Source organism: Novosphingobium resinovorum (assembly GCF_001742225.1).
In the GTDB taxonomy this organism is placed as follows: domain Bacteria; phylum Pseudomonadota; class Alphaproteobacteria; order Sphingomonadales; family Sphingomonadaceae; genus Novosphingobium; species Novosphingobium resinovorum_A.
Genome location: NZ_CP017076.1, coordinates 1,378,727 through 1,396,804 on the forward strand (window position 1 = coordinate 1,378,727; position 18,078 = coordinate 1,396,804).

Sequence of the window (18,078 nt, forward strand, 5' to 3'; positions counted from 1 at the left end):
GAAACTGTGACCGGCTGTCGCCGCGATGACAAAATTGTGCCGAGGTTTTAAATTTTTAACACTGCATAAAATTAATGACAGGGCGACCGATGGGCTTGTTTCACTAGGGTGCACCCGTCTTCATGTCTATTTATAGTATTCCGTAAAATCCAGTTTGTTGAAAAATTCTTCTTAGTTTTTTGCGATAATCGACAATATCTTTGGGATTTTTACAAAAGTATGATTTTGTAAAAATCGTTCCTAAATATATCCGCCAGACGAATACACGCCTCAAGGGACTGCTAATTTATTTATCACTGACGCAGTTTATTTCCATCACGGAATCGGACGGGTGCGTCATGTCGCGGCGAAGCATATTATCGTTTTGTATGGTGCCCATACTGGTGGGCATTTCGGTGCCTTCGCCGGAAGCCGCTACTGTGCCCGACAGCCTGCGCGTGGATGGCGGCGCCATCGCCCCGGCTCCGGCCCGTGCCGATGGTGTCCGGGTCTACAAGGGCATCCCTTATGCCGCCGCGCCCATCGGCGAACGGCGCTGGGAGCCTCCCGCTGCGGTTGTCCCATGGCAGGGCGTGCGCAGCACCGATACGTTCGGCGCCGACTGCATGCAGGCGGTGAACGAGAACAGCCCGGCCGAGCGGCCGCGCTCTGAAGACTGTCTTTTCCTCAATGTCTGGGCGCCGGCCAAATCGGGGCGCCACCCGGTATTCGTGTGGATCCATGGTGGCGGATCGCGGGTCGGTTCCGGGGCGCAGCCGACGTTCGATGGCTCCGCCTTCGCGCGCAAGGGGATCGTCGTGGTGACGATCAACTACCGCCTCGGGCCGCTGGGCTTCCTGTCCACTCCGGAACTGAGCGCGCGGAGTGGCTACGATGCCTCGGGCAACTACGGCTTCATGGACGTGATCGCCGCGCTCGGGTGGGTCCGGCGCAACATCGGCCGCTTCGGCGGCGAGCCGGGCCGGGTCACCATCGGCGGGGAGTCCTCGGGTTCGGTGACCACCAGCGTCATGATGGCTTCGCCGCTCGCGAAGGGGCTGTTCGCGCAGGCAATCGGCGAAAGCGGCTCATCGCTGCGCCGCGCGGAGCCCGCCAGCATGGGCGCCACGACCCTGGCGTTCGAGGAAAAGCGCGGCACCGCGCTGATGCAGGACTTGGGGGCGAGCGATCTTGCCGCGCTGCGCCGGGTACCTGCCGAGCGCGTCCTTGCCAGCGCCGCAAGGCTCGCCAACGGCCAGTTCTACAATCTGCCGGTGGTCGACGGGCACCTGCTACCCGATGCCCCCTGGCGCATCTTCGCCTCGGGAAAATTCAACGACGTGCCGCTGCTGGCGGGCTGGAACGCGGATGAAGGTTCGCTGACGCTGCTTGGTCCGAAGCGCAGCTTCGCGCAGATGCTGCAGGCGACCTACGGCGCCGAGGCGGGCGCAGTCGCACGCCTCTATCCGCATGCACCCGGCGACGACCAGGCAGCTCTGGTCGCGGCAGCAGGGCATCACAACATCGCCTACCCAACCTGGCTCTGGGCTTATGCCGCGGCGCGTTTCGGTCGCGGCCCGGTCTACCTTTACGAGTTCGACCACGCACCGCCCGTGCCGGAGGGAACCTTCGGCACCGGTTTCGACGTGCGCCTTGCCGGCGCATACCACGGTGCCGAGATACCCTATGTGTTCGATACGCTCGAGGCGCAGCAGGGTTGGCGCATCGCCGAGGCCGATCGCGCCGTCGCGCGGCAGATGAATGCCTGGTGGGCGGCGTTCATAAGCACGGGCGCTCCGGGCGGCGAAGGGGCGGCACACTGGCCGCGCTATGTCCCCGGGGAGGCGGCGAGGCGCATGCAGGTTACCGAGCATCCAGGGGCTGTACCAGACCCGGACCGGGCGCGGTTCGACGGGCTGATGAAGGTTCACGCGGCGATCGATCCGCCGCTGCCGGGGCCGCCCGCGCCGCGCCGCTGATTACTGAATAACACAAGCAGAAGCCAACGTTGCGAGCACCTCTTCGGGGGAGGGTGGCGCTCGTCCATGACAAATCCAGAGTGAGGACAACGACCATGAAGTTGAGGGATTTCATCAAGCACGACGCTGCGCGGGTATCGATCGTCGCATTGACGGTTTCGGGGGCCATCGCGGGGTCGGCGCCCGCGTTTGCGCAGGAAGCAGCGAGTCCGCCCGCGCAGCAGGAACCCGCGAGCGGCGAGATCTTCGTCACCGCGCGCAAGAGCGCCGAGAGCATTCTCGAGACGCCGATCGCGGTCTCCGCGTTGACCGGCGAGGACATCCGCGCACGCGGCATCGTCTCGGTGCAGGACATCGCCGCCTATACACCGGGCATGAAGGTCGTGAACAACGGCGCGGGCCGCAACGACCGTTCGTTCCAGCAGATCATCATCCGCGGCTTCACCCCGCCCAATGCCGTCGCCCAGACCGCCTCGGTGTTCATCGACGGCGTGCCGGTCAGTTCGGCCACGGCGATCAACAACATCACCAATCCCGAGCGCGTCGAAGTGCTCAAGGGACCGCAGGCCGCCTACTTCGGTCGCCAGACGTTCGCCGGCGCGGTCAACGTCGTGAGCAAGGCACCCAGCGACCACTGGACCGGCACCGTCGATGCGATGATCGGCACGCGCAACAGCTACGACGTCATGGGCGAAGTGAGCGGCCCACTGGTCGATGACCTGCTCGGCATCCGCGCCACCGTGCGCAAGTACGCCAAGGACGGTTCCTACGAGAACGCCGGGGTCCCGGGACAGACGCTGGGCGACCAGAAGACCCGCACCGGCACCCTGGCCCTCACTTTCACGCCCGCCTCGAACCTGACGGTCAAGGGCTTCGGCATGATCACCTACAACGACGACGGCCCCAGCGCGCAGGGTCTGATCGGCGCATACCAGGCGACCGACGACAATGGCCGGGTGATCGTGCAGGACCAGTCGAACTGCAGCTTCAACGTCACCAATTCCAGCGGGGTCACCCGCACCAACCGCTATATCTGCGGCACGGCGCCCAAGCTGGTGAACTCGCCCTCGGCGAACACCACCAACGACGCCTTCATCAAGAATTTCCTCGCCAATCCGAAAGGCCGCCTGATCTCGCCGGAAGACGGCGTGCAGGGCTATGGTCTGCGCAGCCGCTTCTACCACCTGCATGCCTCGGTGGACTGGGAAGTGGCCGACGGTGTGACGCTCAGCTCGCTGACCGGCATGAACAAGGAGCGCAACAGCGAACTGGCCGACCTGGACAACTACTACAGCGTCGGACAGGCCAACATCTTCGGCTCGGCCGGATCGCGCAGCTACTTCGATTTCCCGTTCCTGGTGGAGCGCAGGCAGAGCGACTGGTCGCAGGAATTCCGGGCGCGCTACGACACCGACCGCTTCAAGGGCACCGTCGGCGTCAGCTACCTCGACGCGCGCTACCAGAACGCCAATGGCGGCGGCAACAACGCGCTGGGCATCTCCACCTTCTCGGCCGTCTTCGGACAGTCGCGCAACCAGACCTTGGGCGCATTCTTCGGCCTCAGCTACGACCTGACCGACAAGCTGACCATCAGCGTCGACGGGCGCTACCAGATCGACAAGCTCTATGCCTATGCTCCGCCGGGCGGCCTGACCGTCACGACCGACGCTTTCGCCCCCGCCGGCTTCTATGCCGAGGGCCAGACTCTGGCCCATAAGAACTACCGCAATTTCATCCCGCGCGGCATCGTCCAGTACCAGTTCGATCCCGACACGATGTTCTACGCCTCCTACGCCAAGGGCATCAATCCGGCGGGCTTCAACACCCAGTTCCTGACCGGCACGCCGTCGGTCCAGCAGACGGCGGCGGCATCGGGCCTTGCCATCGAAGTCGATCCGGAGAAGCTGGACAACTACGAGATCGGGCTGAAGGGGCGCCTGCTGGGCAACAGCGTGCGCTACACGCTGGCGGCCTACAGGGCGATCTGGAAGAACCAGATCAACTCGGCGGACGTGGTGTTCTTCGATGCGCAGACCAACACGCCGCAGGTGATCACCGCATTGCGTAACGCGGGCAAGGTCATCATGACCGGGTTCGAGGCTGAAGTCTTCGCCGACGTGACCGACAACCTGTCCATCACCGCCAGCGGCGCGATCAACGCCAGCTCGATCCGCAGCCTGACCGCGCCGTCTTCGACTGCGCTGACCGGCATTACCGACTTCCGGGGCAACGAGAACCCGCTGACCTCGAAGTATTCGGCGGCGGTCAGCGTCAGCTACAGCCATCCGATCCCCGTGGCGGACGGTGCCAAGGCGTTTATTCGCGGTGACCTCAGCTACAAGTCGGGCGTCTACTCGGATGCGTCGAACGTGCTCAAGTCGCCCGACCTGACCCTGGTGAACATGCGCACGGGCATCGAGACCGGCAAGGTCAACGTCGAGGTCTTCGTGAACAACGTGTTCAATACGCACGCCTATACCAGTGTTGCGTTGGGCACTCTGTTCACCAACGACTTCCGCTATACCGGCACCAACACGGCCGCGATCGTCGGCCTGCCGGACTTGCGCACGGCTGGCCTGCGTATCCGCTACAGCTACTGAAAATGACGTCGGCGTCAGGCCCTCCCTGACGTCGGCGCCATGGTGGAGGCTGCCGTTGCCGGTGCGGCCTCCACCACCTTTTGTCGCCGGCCTTTGTTGTCGGGGCATCATCGATGGCGGGTGTGGACGGATGGTGTTAGAGGCCGCCGCCCCATCAAAGCAGGAATTCAATTCGATGATTCAGCCCGGCGCGACGTTCAAGGACAATCTGCAGAAGCTCCCGCCGATCGATGGGCTGGAGCGCATCGACCTTGTCGCGGTCGATGGAACGGTAGTTGCCAGCATCGAGAACCAGCCCGGCAAGCAGGGGTCGCTCGCCGTGTATCAGCACCTGAAGCAGTGCTTCCCCGCCCTTGACGCCGCAGCGGCCGAGCATGGCCTGGGCGTGTTTGCCGAGCACACGGCCGATGCCCGCAACCGTCCCGGCGCCCATCCCAATATCGACCGCCTGCTGGACATTGCCGCCGGTGGCAGCCCGCTCTCCATCGAGATCATTCCCCAGTCGTAAGGCTGAGGGCGCTTGGGCGAACGGCCATGGTGGCCGCCGAAATGCCTGAAATACGGCTGTGAACATGGGGTGGCAGCTCGGAGGAGCTGCTGCCCCATGTTCGCGTAATATCATGCGAAACCACCCGAATTCGGGAGATCTGCCTGGAATAGCGTTGCGCTCATCGCAACGAACCTCACGGATTGGCTGCATTGAAGGGCAACCGCGCTCGTGTGACGTTTCTGTCATCCGGCGATGCGGGGACACTTGCTGTCGCGCCGGTTAAAGCACAATCGGGTTGAAAGGGGTTCCATGAAGATCGAGACGAACGCAGCGCTGAGGCTTTTCGTAACCGGCATGATGACCGGCACCGCGCTGTGCGCCGTGCCTGCACTTGCGCAGGACGCGGCGACGGCCGCTGAGGGCACCGGCGGCGACATCGTCGTCACCGCTTCCAAGCGTACGTCCTCGACCGTTCAGGATACCCCGATCGCCGTGCAGGCGCTGGGCGGCGACGCGCTGAAGGACAAGGGTGCGGTCGACTTCGCGGACTTCTACCACGCGATTCCGGCCCTGTCGGTTCAGGACGAAGGCCCCGGCGACAAGCGCTACGTCATTCGCGGCGTCAACTCGGCCGGTGCCAGCACCGTGGGCATGTACCTCGACGAGACCGTCATCACCGGTGAGAACGCGCAGGACGGCGGCGGCCAGGCCCCCGACATCAAGCTGTTCGACATCGACCGCGTCGAAGTGCTCAAGGGTCCGCAGGGCACCACCTTCGGCGCCAGCTCGATGGCGGGCACGATCCGCTACATCACCAAGAAGGCCGATCCCGACGGCGGCGTGAACGGCTACGTCCAGTCGGCCCTGCGCGCCACCAAGGGCGCATCGCTGGGCATGCAGACCGACGGCGCCGTCAACCTGCCGGTCATCCCCGGCGTCCTCGCCGTGCGCGCCTCGGGCTTCTATGCCGACCTGCCGGGCTGGATCGACAACCGCTTTCAGAAGGGCGCCAACGCCGAAAAGAGCAAGGCCGGCCGCCTGACCGCCCGCCTTCAGGCAACCCCGGACCTGACCGTAGACCTCACCGCGATGTACCAGGACGTCCATCAGGACGCGAAGAACTTCTACAACAAGCTGGATTACGACGGCAACGTGCTGCCCTCGAACTATCAGGCCGACGAAGTGCGCGCGCCCTACAGCGACAAGAGCGAAATCTACAACGCGACCGTCAACTACAAGCAGCCCTTCGGCACGTTCACCGGCACCGTCTCGCGCTTCGTGCGTGACACCAGCTTCGTGCGCGATGCCTCGCTGGCGGCGCAGGCGTTCCTCGGCCTGCCGCACGACACCACCGGCCGCAGCGCTCTGAAGCAGGACAAGCACCGCCGGGTGGACAGCGGCGAACTGCGCTTCGCGTCCGACTTCGACGGCCCGTTCCAGATCCTCGTCGGCGGCTTCTTCCAGAACGAGAACCGCTTCTTCAACAGCTCGTGGCCCAAGGCCGACGTCAACGGCAACCTGCCCGCCGATGCCGACATGCTGCTCGACCGCACCGTCGACACCCGCATCAAGGAACGCGCGCTGTTCGGCGAACTCAGCTATGAGATCCTGCCGGACCTGACGTTCACCGCAGGCGGCCGCCTGTTCGACTTCAAGCTTGAGCAGCAGTCGGTCGCCAACGTCGCCTTCGGCGGCGGCACCGGCGCGGGCGCAGGGCCGAAGCTGCACACCAAGGACAACGGCCTGATCGGCCGCTTCAACCTTGCGTACAAGCTGAGCGATCAGGTCAACACTTACGTGCAGGTCGCACAGGGCTACCGCTCGGGCGGCACCAACGACCAGACCGCCGCTGCCATCGCCAATGTCGTCATACCCGACGGCTACGGTTCGGACTCGCTGTGGTCCTACGAGTGGGGCGTGAAGACCACGCTGCTTGATCGCAAGCTGTTCCTGAACGGCGCGGTCTATTACATCGACTGGTCGGATATCCAGGTCTCGCAGCAGGCGACCGACGGCACCGTGTCGTTCGGCTACACCGGCAATGGCGGCAAGGCCGAGGTCAAGGGCATCGAAATGACGCTCGATGCGCGCCCGATCCCGGGCCTGCAGATCAACCTGTCGGGCAACTACAACACCGCCAAGCTGGCGCAGGACAACCCCGTTGCCGGCACCGGCAACAAGGGCGACCGCATCCCCTACGTGCCGGAATTCACCGGCGCGGGCAGCGTCAACTACACGACCTTCGTGGACGCACTGGGCGTGGACGCTTCCTTCGGTGCGGACGTGAGCTATCAGGGTTCGATGGCCACCAAGTTCAACCCGGCCATCGACAACTACCAGCCGCTCGACTCCTACTGGCTGGTCGGCATGCATGCCGGCATCAGCAAGGGTCCATGGCAGGTGAACCTCAACGTCACCAACCTGTTCAACGACCAGACCACGATCAACTACAATGAGATCGTTCCGGGCGTGTACCCGCTGGGCTACTACATGAACCGTCCGCGCACGGTCAGCCTGTCGGGAATGGTGAAGTTCTGATCATGACTGCTGCTTCCAAGTTCGTCCTCGGGTCGCACCAGGTGGCAAACGCATCCCGGAGAGCCTTGCTCTCCGGGATCGCGTCTTGCGCCGTGGCGACCACTCCCGCTTTCGCGGCCCCGGCTGACAAGCCGTGGCTGGACGCCGCCCGCACGCCCGAACAGCGGGCGGAGCTGGTGGTCGCGGCGATGACGGACGACGAGAAGCTGAAGCTGCTTCAGGGCGATACCGAGCTTGATGCCAACGGCACCGGCGTCAATGCCTGCGTCGGCCACATAAGCGGCATCGCCCGCCTCGGCCTGCCGCGCCTGTGCATGGGCGATGGCCCGGCGGGCGTCGGCAACGGCATGAAGGGCGTGACGCAGTTCCCCGCACCCGTCATGGGCGCGGCGACCTTCGACCGCGATCTGATGACCGCCTACGGCAAGGCGCTGGGCGCCGAGCACGCGGGCAAGGGGCGCAACGTGGTGCTCGCCCCCACCATCAACATCATCCGCACCCCCAAGTGGGGCCGCCTCGCCGAGACGCTGAGCGAAGACCCCTACCTGACCGCGCAGCTGGGCACCGCGATCACCGGCGGCATCCAGTCGCTCGGCCTCATCGCCACCCCCAAGCACTTCGCGGCGAACAATCAGGAATGGCTGCGTCTGGGCGACGGTCCCGCCTACGAGGCGGTGGACGCGATCGTGCCCGAACGCGCGCTGCGCGAGATCTACTACCCCGGCTTCGAGGCGGTGGTGAAGCAGGGCAAGGCCGGCTCGATCATGTGCGCGTACAACCGCGTCAACGGGCACTACGCCTGCGAGAACCCCGGCACGCTGGGCAATCTCAAGCGCTGGGGCTTCGACGGGTTCGTCGTTGCCGACTGGTACTTCGCCCACCGCTCCACCGCGCCCTCGGTGAAGGCGGGGCTGGACATTTCCATGCCCGGCGGCGTCAGCCCCTTCGGGTTCGCCGAGTTCTACGGCGTCAAGGAACTGAAAGCCGCCCGCGCGAGAGGCGCCATCACACAAGCTGACATCGACGGCATGGTGAAGCGCATCGTCACCCCGATGTTCCGCCTCGGGCTCGTCGATCATCCCATCGCGGCGGCCGACGCCAATGCCAACGTGCGCGATCCGGCGCACCTCGTCCTGTCGGAAAAGATCGCCGAGGAAGGCACCGTCCTCCTGCGCAACGAGCGCGGCGTTCTGCCCCTGAAGGCCAAGACGATCGCCGTGATCGGCGACGATGCGGGCGCGAACGTCCAGACGTCCGAACGCTACGGCGGCTTCGTGAAGACCGAGGACGTCGGCACGCTCAAGGCCCCGGTCGATGCGATCAAGGCGGCGCTCGGCGACAAGGCGAGCGTGACATATGCGCGCGGCACCCTAGGCATCGCGCCGCTGCCCGCCATGCCGGCCTCGGCCTTCGAGGGCCTGACGGCGCGCTACTACGCCTCGCCCGACTGGAAGGGCGAGCCGCTCGTCACCCGCAAGGAAGCGTCGATCGACTACGCCGAGGCTGGTCCCAAGGCGGGCGTGCAGGGCTTGCCCTCGCTGTGGTCGGCGCGCTGGACGGCGGGCTTCGTGCCGCCGAAGACCGGCACTTATCGCTTCTCGCTCAACGGCGGCGGCGAGATCGCGCTGCTGATCGACGGCAAGCGCGTGGTCTACGTGCCCAAGCAGAGCTTCCGCCTTGCCACGCACGGCACCGTCTGGCTGGAAGCGGGCAAGCGCGTGGCGCTGCAGCTCGACTATTCCAACGCGCCGACGCTCTCGGCCAACGAGCTGCGGCTCGGCTGGCAGGCGCCGGATCGGGCGCTGATCGATGAGGCCGTCGCCGCCGCGAAGAAAGCGGAAGTGGCGGTGGTCTTCGTCGCCGATCACGTTTCCGAAGGCGCGGATCGCACCGACCTCAAGCTCCCCGGCGATCAGGACGCGCTGGTCGAGGCCGTCGCGGCGGCCAACCCCAACACCGTCGTCGTGCTCCACACCGTCGGCCCGGTGCTGATGCCGTGGCGCGACAAGGTCGCGGGCATCCTCACCGCCTGGTATCCGGGAGAGCAGGCGGCGGACTCCATCGCCGCGCTGCTGACCGGCAAGGCCAACCCCTCGGGTAAGTTGCCGGTGACGTTCCCGGCGGACGAGGTCAATGGCCCCGCCGACCAGCCCGCCCGCTACCCCGGCATCGGCACCACCGCGCGTTATGACGAAGGCATTCTCGTCGGCTACCGCTGGTACGACGCCAAGGGCATCGCGCCGCTCTATCCCTTCGGCCACGGCCTGTCCTACACGAGCTTCGCCTACAGCGGCCTGAAGCTGTCGAAGTCGGGCGATGGTTGGTCGGTGCGCGCCACCGTGCGCAATACCGGCAAGGTCTCTGGCGACGAAGTGGCGCAGCTCTACGTCTCAATGCCCGCCGCCGCGAACGAGCCGCCGCGCCAGCTCAAGGGCTTTGCGCGCGTCTCGCTGCAGCCGGGCAAGTCGGCCACGGTCGAATTCCCGCTGGACCGCCGCGCTCTGTCCTACTGGGACGAGACTGCGCACGACTGGCAACTGGCCGAGGGCAGCTACCGCGTCCAGATCGGTTCCAGCTCGCGCGATCTGCCGCTGGGCAAGGACTTCGATCCGGCAAGGTGAGCGGTTCTTCGTCGTCCCGGACTTGATCCGGGACCGCGGGCGGTCTTTAGGTGCTACCTCGCGGCGGGTATCCTGACGCGAACGTAGCCGGTCACGGCCAGCGGTCCCGGATAAAGTCCGGGGCGACGAAAAGGAGCACCCCTTGTCCGAAGCCGGAATGCGATACCTGCTGGAAGCGCTCAGCGCGGGATCGATGCGCGCGGCGGGGGACCGGCTCAACGTCGCGCCGTCCTCGATCAGCCGCCAGATCGCGCAGCTGGAAAGCCAGTACGGCCTCGCCCTGATCGAGAAGGGGCGGCGCGGCGTGCGCCTGACCCACGCGGGCGAGATCGTCATCGCCCACTACCGCAACCAGCTGGCCGACCGCGAGGCGCTGCGTGCCAAGCTGGAGGAACTGCGCTCGGTCCGCACGGGCCAAGTGACCGCAGCCATCGGCGACGGCTTCGCGGGGCAGAGCTTCACCTCGATCGTCAGCCAGTTCTCGCAAGCGAACCCGCTGATCCGGCTGGAGATCCTCACCGGTTCCACCACCGAGATTCTGCGCATGATCGCGGATGACGAGGCGCATTTCGGCCTCGTCTTCTCGACTCCGAACGACATGAAGATCCACGTCCGTTCGGTGATCGCGCAGCCGCTGATGGCGATCATGCTCCCTGACAACCCGCTGGCCGCACAGCCGAGCGTCACCATCGCGCAGCTGGCGCAAGTGCCGCTGGTGCTGCCGCCCGCGCATTTCCGCATCCGCCAGATCCTGAGCGCGGCGGAGGCCAATTCAAAGACCTACTTCCAGCCCGCGATCACCTCGAACTCGATCCACGTCATGCAGGACATGGTGCGCGCGGGGATCGCCGTTGCCATCCTGCCGCAGATTTCGGTGTGGTCCGAACTGACCGAAGGCGCGATGGTCAGCGTGCCGATTGCCGACGACAGCATCGAGGAAACCACCACCAGCCTCGTCCTGCGCTCCGGCCGCCAGCTGGAAGGCGCGCCGCTGCGCCTGCTCAAGCGCATCGAGGCGCAGTTGCGGCAGTGGAACCGGCCGGTGGGGCGGGAACGGTGATGTCAGGTTACCTTCGGATCGTCATTGCGAGCGTAGCGAAGCAATCCAGGGCAGTATGAGGTCGCCCTGGATTGCTTCGCTACGCTCGCAATGACGAGATGGGTGGAAGGTAATCATACGGGTCGGCGTTTCGTTTTTCGCAACGTTTCGAGCATTGATTCGTCATTGAATGCAACGTTGACGGCGTCCACGCTGCTCATTGCAACATCCGAGAGCACTGATGACTGACCCGACCGACAACCCCGAAGACACCGGCCTGTCGCGCGCCGACCTGCTGCTGTTGCTGCCGTTCGTGTGGCAGCTGGGCTTCGCGCCATGGGCCAACGGCGTCGAGTGGGCGCCGCTGGGCCTGCCGTTCGGTATGGTCTGGCAGATGGCGGGTATCCTCTTCGCTACCGCCGTTCTGGGCCTCCGCTTCATGCTGGACGCGCGCAATAAGGAGGGCGGGGCATGATCCTTTCGCTCATCCTGCTGATCGTGTGCGGCACTGTCGCCGGGTCGATGCTCTATGGTCGCCGCAAGCAGAAGCGCGCGCAGACCATGGAGGAATGGGCGCTCGGTGGCCGCAAGCTGGGCACGCTGGTGTTCTGGTTCCTCAACGCCGGTGAGATATACACGACGTTCGCCGTGCTCGGCATCTCGGGCTTTGCCTGGGCTTACGGCGCGCCTGCCTATCTGGCGTTCTGCTCGGTCTCGCTGTCGGCGGCGCTGGGCTATTGGCTGACGCCGATGATCCATGCCTATGGGCGGCGCCACGGCCTTGTCACGCAGGCGGACTTCTTCGCGCACCGCTATCAGGCGCGCTGGCTGGGCGTCTGCGTGGCGGCGGCGGGGCTGATCGCGCTGGTGGTCTACGTGCAGATCCAGGTCACCGCGCTGACTCTGGTGGTGCGCCTCGCCGCAGGGCCGTGGGTGAGCCAGGGCGCGGCGGCGGGCTTTTCGGTCGTGCTGATGCTGCTCTTCGTGTTCCTCGCGGGCCTGCGCTCCGCCGCCTTCGCCGCGGGCGTGAAGGACGTGGTGATGCTGATCGTGGTGATCGTGCTGGCCTGGACCGTCGCGAGCGTGGTGGGCGAGGCCTCGGTGCTCGACGTCTTCCGCACCGTCGGCGAGCGTTTCCCGCAGGCCACCCGCTTCCCCGGTCTCAAGCCCGAACTCGGCCTCGACGTGACCTGGCTGGTGACCTCGGCGATCAACGTGGCGCTGGGGACGTACATCTTCCCGCACATGTTCCAGCTGTGCTACTCGGCCGACAGCGGCACGACGATCCGGCGCAACGCGGTGTTTCAGCCGATCTACTCGCTCTCGTATTTCTTCATCATCCTGCTCGGCTTCGCTGCGCTGCTGGCCGGGACCAAGGCGCCCGGCGGCGACCCCAATTCGCTGCTGCTGGCCTTCGTGGAGCAGCGCTATCCGGCCTGGATGCTCGGCGTGCTGGCGGGGACGGCCTCGCTGTTGGCGCTCGTGCCCGGCTCGGTGCTGCTGCTGACCTGCGGCTCGATCTTCGGCCGCAACATCGTGCGCCCGCTGGTTCCGACCATAGACGACCGCACCGAACTGCTCGTCTCGCGCCTCGCGATGGTCGTGTTCGCCGCGATCGCGCTTTACCTGACTTTGGGTGCGAGCGGCTCGCTGGTCGAGATCGGCCTGTCCGCCTATGCCGCGATCGGCATGCTGGCGCCGGGCGTCTACTGCGCCTTCCTGCTGCGCCGCACTAGCGCCGCCGCCGTCCTGGGCGGATTGCTGACGGGTTATGCAGTGCTCTGGATGCCAACGTTGTCGAGCCTTGCCGCCGCATGGTTTCCGCACTGGGAGATCGGCCTCGTCGCGCTGATCGCCAATGCCGCGGTAACCGTGGGCCTGTCTCTGGCAAGCCCGCGCAAGGAGCTCGTCGCCCAACCCGCCTGACGACAGGCGACTGAGGCGCAAGACAACGCCGCGTCCGGTTTCGACCGGGCGCGGCGTCTTCGTGTCCAAGCCATGTCCGACGTTGCGGCCAGCGCAACGTTTTCGCCCGATGCGCGCCATTGTTGGAAAACAACCCCGCTGGCATCGATCGTCTGAAGGCAGAGAGCGGGACAAAGATCGCGCCGCTGCAGCAGGAATTTCCGCAGGTCAGGAACAAGGACGAAGCAATGACGGTCAGCAAGCGGTCACGGGTGAACTGGCAGGGCTATATCCCCGCGATCACGACCCCCTTCATCGACGAGGACACCCTCGACGAAAAGGGCCTCGGCCTGCTGCTGGAATGGCTCGTCGATCAGGGCATGCACGGCCTCGTGCTGGCGGGCACCACCGGCGAATGGACCAGCATGCGCCCGGACGAGCGCAAGCGCCTGTTCGAACTGGCGGGTAGCCAGATGGCGAAGAAGGTGCCGCTCATCGCAGGCTGCTCCAGCTTCACCGCGCGCGAGACGATTGCTTATGCGCAGGCCGCCGCCGAGGCCGGTTTCGAGGGCGTGCTCATCACCCCGCCGCCTTACGTGCGCCCGCTGCCGAACGAGATCGTGGCGTTCTACGAGGAAGTCGGCGCCGCCATCGACCTGCCGATCTGCGTCTACAACTGGCCTCCGGGCACCGGCATCGACATGCCGCTGGAGACGCTGCGCCGCCTTGCCGACATCGACGCGATCGTCGCCATCAAGCAGTCCACCCCGCGTTTCACGCACTTCGCCGAGACCGTTTTCGCGCTGGGCGAGCAGGTCCGCGTGTTCGGCTATCCGATGGACGAACTGGGCCTGACGATGCTGCGCGTCCACGGCGGCGACGGCACGATGGGCGCGGGCGGCGTGCTCGGCCGCAACCAGACCGGCTTCTACGACAAGCTGTGGGCCGGTGATATCGAGGGCGCACGCGAATGCGGGCGCAAGGACCGGGTGCTGATGGAGGAATGGTACACGCCGGACCTCGTCGGCAGGTTCGGTTCCGGCCCGGCGATCCTCAAGGCCGCGCTCGATGCCATGGGCCTGCCCGGCGGTCCGGTGCGCAAGCCGCTGATCGACGTCACCGGCAAGGACCGCGAAAGCATTGCCGAGACGCTGCGAAAGCTCGATATGATCTGACCATGAGGATGCCGACGACGACCCACTGCGATATCCTGATCGTCGGCGGCGGACTCGTCGGCTGTGCTACGGCCTGGCACCTTTCCCGCTTGGGTTTCAAGGTGTTGCTGGCCGAGCGGGGGCACCTCAATTCGGGTGCCTCCGGGCAGAACGCGGGCTCGCTGCACTTCCAGATCGAGCGGCGCTTCCTCGAACAGGGCGAGAAGGCCGCCGCCGACGGCGCGCGCATCGTCTCGCTCAACCGCCTCGCGATCGAGGAGTGGAAGGGCATCGAGGAGATGCTCGGCCGGCCGCTCGATGTCGCCATGCACGGCGGACTGATGGTCGCCGAGACCGAGGCGGAGATGGACCTCCTTGCCTTCAAGGTGGCCCGCGAGAACGAACTTGGCTTGCCCACAAGGGTACTCAACGGCACCCAACTGCACCATAAGGCCCCCGCACTGTCCCCCAACCTTGCCGGAGCCGCTTGGCTGGAGGACGAAGGCCATGCCAACCCGCGCATCCTCGTCGATGCCTTCGCCGATGGCGCGCGCGGGCAGGGGGCGGTGGTGCAGACGGGCACCGCACTCGCCGGACTCTCGATGCAGCGCGACCGGACCTATCGCGCCACGCTGCAAGGACTTGACGGCGAGGTCACGGCGAACACGCCGCGCGTGCTGTTGGCGGCGGGGCATTGGGTGCCGCGCCTTGCCGGGCTGCTCGGGCTCAACGTGCCGCTCTATCCCGCGCCGCTGATGATGAGCGTGACCGATCGGACCGAGCCGGTGCTGCCTTACCTCATCCAGCACGTCGGGCGGCGGCTGTCGATGAAGCAGACCGAGGACGGCAACCTGCTGATCGGCGGCGGCTGGCCCTCGCGCCTTGCGAAGCGCGCCGACGGCACCCCCGATCTCGACCGTCCCGCGATCGTCGAGCTCGCCAACTTGCGCGCCAACCTGGAAGTCGCCGCGCGAGTCATGCCGGGGCTGGCCGAGCGCTCGCTGCTGCGGACATGGACCGGCACCACCTGCATTTCCGCCGATCAGCTTCCGATCGTCGGTGAGGTCGCCGCCGCGCCGGGGCTGTTCGTCGCGGCGGGGGGATCGCTGTTCACGCTTGGCCCGGTGCTGGCGCGGCTGCTCGCGCGCACGATCGCGGAAGGGGCCACGCCGGAAGAACTGACGATGTTCACGCCGCGCCGCTTCGCGCACCTCGATGCCTTCGCGGTGTTGCCGTGAAGCGCGTCGAACAGGGCGTCACCCGGCCCGCGCCGGTCGCGGTGGAACTCGACGGCGCGCCGGTCATGGCACATCCCGGCGAGACGGTGGCGGTTGCCGTGCTATCCGCCACGCCGCGCTTTCGCGACGACCGTTCGGGACAGGCGCGGGGGATGTTCTGCAACATGGGCACCTGTAGTGAATGCACCGTCTGGATCGCGCGCGGGGATGCGCCATGGCGCCGCCTGCGCGGCTGTCTCGTGCCCGTAGAGCCGGGCCTGCGCATCCGCACCGAAAGGCCGGAAGCATGAGCACTTACGACGTCGCCATCGTCGGCGGTGGTCCGGCGGGCCTCGCCGCTGCGGAGCGGACGCTGGCGGCGGGCCTCTCGACATGCGTGATCGACGAGCAGCAGCGGCCCGGCGGCCAAATCCTGCGCCAGCCTCCCACGACGTTCTCGGTCCCCGGCTGGCTTAGCGGCGCGCCTTATCGCAAGGGCCGCGCGTTGCTGGATCGGGTGAGCGGCGACGCGCGGCTGCAATGGCTGGGTGGCCGCTCGGTGCTGGGCATCATGCCTGATGGCGAGGGTTTCGCGCTGACGCTCTCGGGCACGGCGGGCGGTATCGAACAGGTGCAGGCGCGGCGCGTGCTGGTGGCAGGTGGTTGCTATGACATGCCGGTGGCGCTGCCGGGCTGGACGCTACCCGGCGTCATGAGCGCGGGCGCGGTGCAGACGCTCATCAAGGCGCAACAAGTGCTGCCCGGCCAGGGGATGGTCCTGTTCGGCACCCATCCGCTGATGATCGTCCTCGCGCAGCAGATCGTCGAGGCTGGCGGTGAATTCGCCGCCGTCTGCTTCGCGCAGCCCTTTGCCGCCATGGCGCGCACGGCGCTGGCGCACCTCCCGCGCGCCATGGCGAGGCCGGGGCCACTGCTTGCCGCTGCAGCCGGGATCATGGCGCTACGCCGGGCCGGGGTGCCTGTTCGCTACGGTGCGCAGGCGTTGCGCTGCGAAGGCACCGACGCGGTGGAGCGCATCGTCTTCAGCAACGGCGAAAGCATCGCCTGCGACGTCGCCGCGATGTGCTACGGCTTCCTGCCGCAAGCCGACCTGATCCGCCAGATCGGCGCCGAGGTACGCTGGTCCGACCCCGCCGGAGGCTGGGAAGCCATCCACGACGAAGCCATGCGTTCGACCGTGCCGGGCCTCTACGTCGCGGGCGAGACTACCGGTGTCGCGGGCAGCGATGCGGCGATGGCCGAGGGCGCGTTGGCGGGGGTGACCATCGCGCAGGACGCGGGCGCTCTGTCGGCCGAGGAAGCGGCTGCGGCTATACGCAAGCCTCAGGCCGAGCGACAGGCGATGCAGGGCTTCATCGATCTTCTGCGCGGGGTCGCCGATCCCCGCCCATGGCTGCCGGAGCCGGAACCGGATACCCTGCTCTGCCGGTGCGAGGACATTTCCGCCGGAACCATCGATCGCGCGATTGCCGATGCGCTGGAAGTCGGTCCCTCGTTCGGGGCGAGCGCGATCAAGCTGCGCTGCCGGGCGGGAATGGGGCTGTGCCAGGGCCGGACCTGCGAGCACGCGCTGGTGCGCCGCATCGCCTCGGCGCGGGGCTGCCGAGAAGCCGAGGTGACCGGCTTCCGCCCGCGTTTCCCGGCACGCGCGGTGTCGGTGGCGGACTTACTGGATACCCAAGAATAACCCCCTCCTCCCGCTCAGCCTGAGCTTGTCGAAGGCCCTGCGGCTGGCGCCTGGAGCCTGGAGCGCGACTTCCGCCGATCCATCGTCATTCCCGCGAAAGCGGGAACCCATCTCCTGACGCCGCCTGTTGCACGGGCATCAGATGGGTCCCCGCCTTCGCGGGGATGACGACCGATGTTTCGAGCAACACTATCACGCTTTAATTCCCGGGCCTTCGACAGGCTCAGGCTGAGCGGGGGATGGGGAAGCGGCGGGCCTTTACGTTGCGTCCATCGCAACATCTTCGCTCAGTCCACGTCATTGCCGGAACACTCGTGCGGCGTAGGCTGGCCGCTTCCCAGCCGGAGATTCCCATGACCGACGCCGCGTCCGACCGCCCCATCTTCATCGAGGCCGACCACGTATCCTGGACCGTGGCCGATGCCGACGCCGTCGCGCAGTGGTACAAGGACGTCTTCGGCGCCACCGAACTGTTCCGCATGGGCCCGCTCGACGCCGCGCAGATCCCGGTGGGCGAGGACGGCCGCGACTGGATGGAAAGCCACGTCAATGTGCCGGGCGCCTGCCTGACGCTGATCATGCTCAAGCTGACGGCGAACCTGAACTTCCAGCTTGTGCAGTACGACAAGCCCGCCGATCGCGGTACGACCCTGCCGCGTAACTGCGATGCGGGCGGCCACCACCTCGGCATCAAGGCGGACGATGTGGAGAAGGCCAAGGCCTATCTCGCCGCTCATGGCTGCACGCCGATGGAGACCATCGACATCACCGAGGGGCCGCTGGCGGGCAAGAAGAACCTCTATATTCTCGACCCCTGGGGCCACCAGCTCGAGATCGTCGACTGACCT

The 18,078-nt window shown here is 66.4% G+C and carries 13 protein-coding genes; all 13 read left to right on the plus strand.

Translation table 11 applies throughout. From position 1 onward, the window contains the following. Positions 1 to 368: 368 nt before the first annotated feature. Positions 369 to 1,958 carry a carboxylesterase/lipase family protein gene (locus BES08_RS23440; RefSeq protein WP_051587123.1) on the plus strand — a complete coding sequence of 530 codons (1,590 nt, stop codon included), beginning with the start codon at positions 369 to 371 and terminating at the stop codon, positions 1,956 to 1,958. 95 nt (positions 1,959 to 2,053) lie between these two features. Continuing rightward, the gene (locus BES08_RS23445; protein WP_069709494.1) at positions 2,054 to 4,558 is read left to right on the plus strand and encodes a TonB-dependent receptor; all 2,505 of its coding nucleotides are present in this window, start codon (positions 2,054 to 2,056) and stop codon (positions 4,556 to 4,558) included. A gap of 175 nt (positions 4,559 to 4,733) precedes the next feature. Continuing rightward, complete coding sequence (locus BES08_RS23450) at positions 4,734 to 5,066, plus strand: DUF2322 family protein (protein WP_008831716.1); 333 nt, start codon at positions 4,734 to 4,736, stop codon at positions 5,064 to 5,066. 291 nt (positions 5,067 to 5,357) lie between these two features. Continuing rightward, positions 5,358 to 7,586: a TonB-dependent receptor gene (locus tag BES08_RS23455; RefSeq protein WP_036529091.1), complete on the plus strand. Its 2,229-nt coding sequence runs from the start codon at positions 5,358 to 5,360 to the stop codon at positions 7,584 to 7,586. Positions 7,587 to 7,678: 92 nt separating this feature from the next. After that, complete coding sequence (locus tag BES08_RS23460; protein ID WP_051587122.1) at positions 7,679 to 10,207, plus strand: glycoside hydrolase family 3 protein; 2,529 nt, start codon at positions 7,679 to 7,681, stop codon at positions 10,205 to 10,207. A gap of 142 nt (positions 10,208 to 10,349) precedes the next feature. Further along, positions 10,350 to 11,267: a LysR family transcriptional regulator gene (locus BES08_RS23465; RefSeq protein ID WP_155986432.1), complete on the plus strand. Its 918-nt coding sequence runs from the start codon at positions 10,350 to 10,352 to the stop codon at positions 11,265 to 11,267. A 220-nt stretch (positions 11,268 to 11,487) separates the two neighbouring features. After that, positions 11,488 to 11,721 (plus strand): DUF3311 domain-containing protein, encoded by a 234-nt coding sequence (locus BES08_RS23470; RefSeq protein WP_051587121.1) that lies wholly within the window; start codon positions 11,488 to 11,490, stop codon positions 11,719 to 11,721. Continuing rightward, positions 11,718 to 13,172 (plus strand): sodium:solute symporter family protein, encoded by a 1,455-nt coding sequence (locus BES08_RS23475; protein WP_069709495.1) that lies wholly within the window; start codon positions 11,718 to 11,720, stop codon positions 13,170 to 13,172. The genes BES08_RS23470 and BES08_RS23475 overlap by 4 nt, the downstream gene beginning before the upstream one ends. A gap of 227 nt (positions 13,173 to 13,399) precedes the next feature. Continuing rightward, positions 13,400 to 14,326 carry a dihydrodipicolinate synthase family protein gene (locus tag BES08_RS23480; protein WP_036529128.1) on the plus strand — a complete coding sequence of 309 codons (927 nt, stop codon included), beginning with the start codon at positions 13,400 to 13,402 and terminating at the stop codon, positions 14,324 to 14,326. Positions 14,327 to 14,328: 2 nt separating this feature from the next. Continuing rightward, positions 14,329 to 15,543 (plus strand): NAD(P)/FAD-dependent oxidoreductase, encoded by a 1,215-nt coding sequence (locus BES08_RS23485; protein ID WP_231958347.1) that lies wholly within the window; start codon positions 14,329 to 14,331, stop codon positions 15,541 to 15,543. After that, positions 15,540 to 15,833: a (2Fe-2S)-binding protein gene (locus BES08_RS23490; protein WP_036529086.1), complete on the plus strand. Its 294-nt coding sequence runs from the start codon at positions 15,540 to 15,542 to the stop codon at positions 15,831 to 15,833. Before BES08_RS23485 ends, BES08_RS23490 begins: the two co-directional genes overlap by 4 nt. Next, positions 15,830 to 17,230 (plus strand): FAD/NAD(P)-dependent oxidoreductase, encoded by a 1,401-nt coding sequence (locus tag BES08_RS23495; RefSeq protein ID WP_051587120.1) that lies wholly within the window; start codon positions 15,830 to 15,832, stop codon positions 17,228 to 17,230. Before BES08_RS23490 ends, BES08_RS23495 begins: the two co-directional genes overlap by 4 nt. A 353-nt stretch (positions 17,231 to 17,583) precedes the next feature. Beyond that, complete coding sequence (locus BES08_RS23500; protein ID WP_036529083.1) at positions 17,584 to 18,075, plus strand: VOC family protein; 492 nt, start codon at positions 17,584 to 17,586, stop codon at positions 18,073 to 18,075. The last annotated feature ends 3 nt before the right edge of the window (positions 18,076 to 18,078 follow it).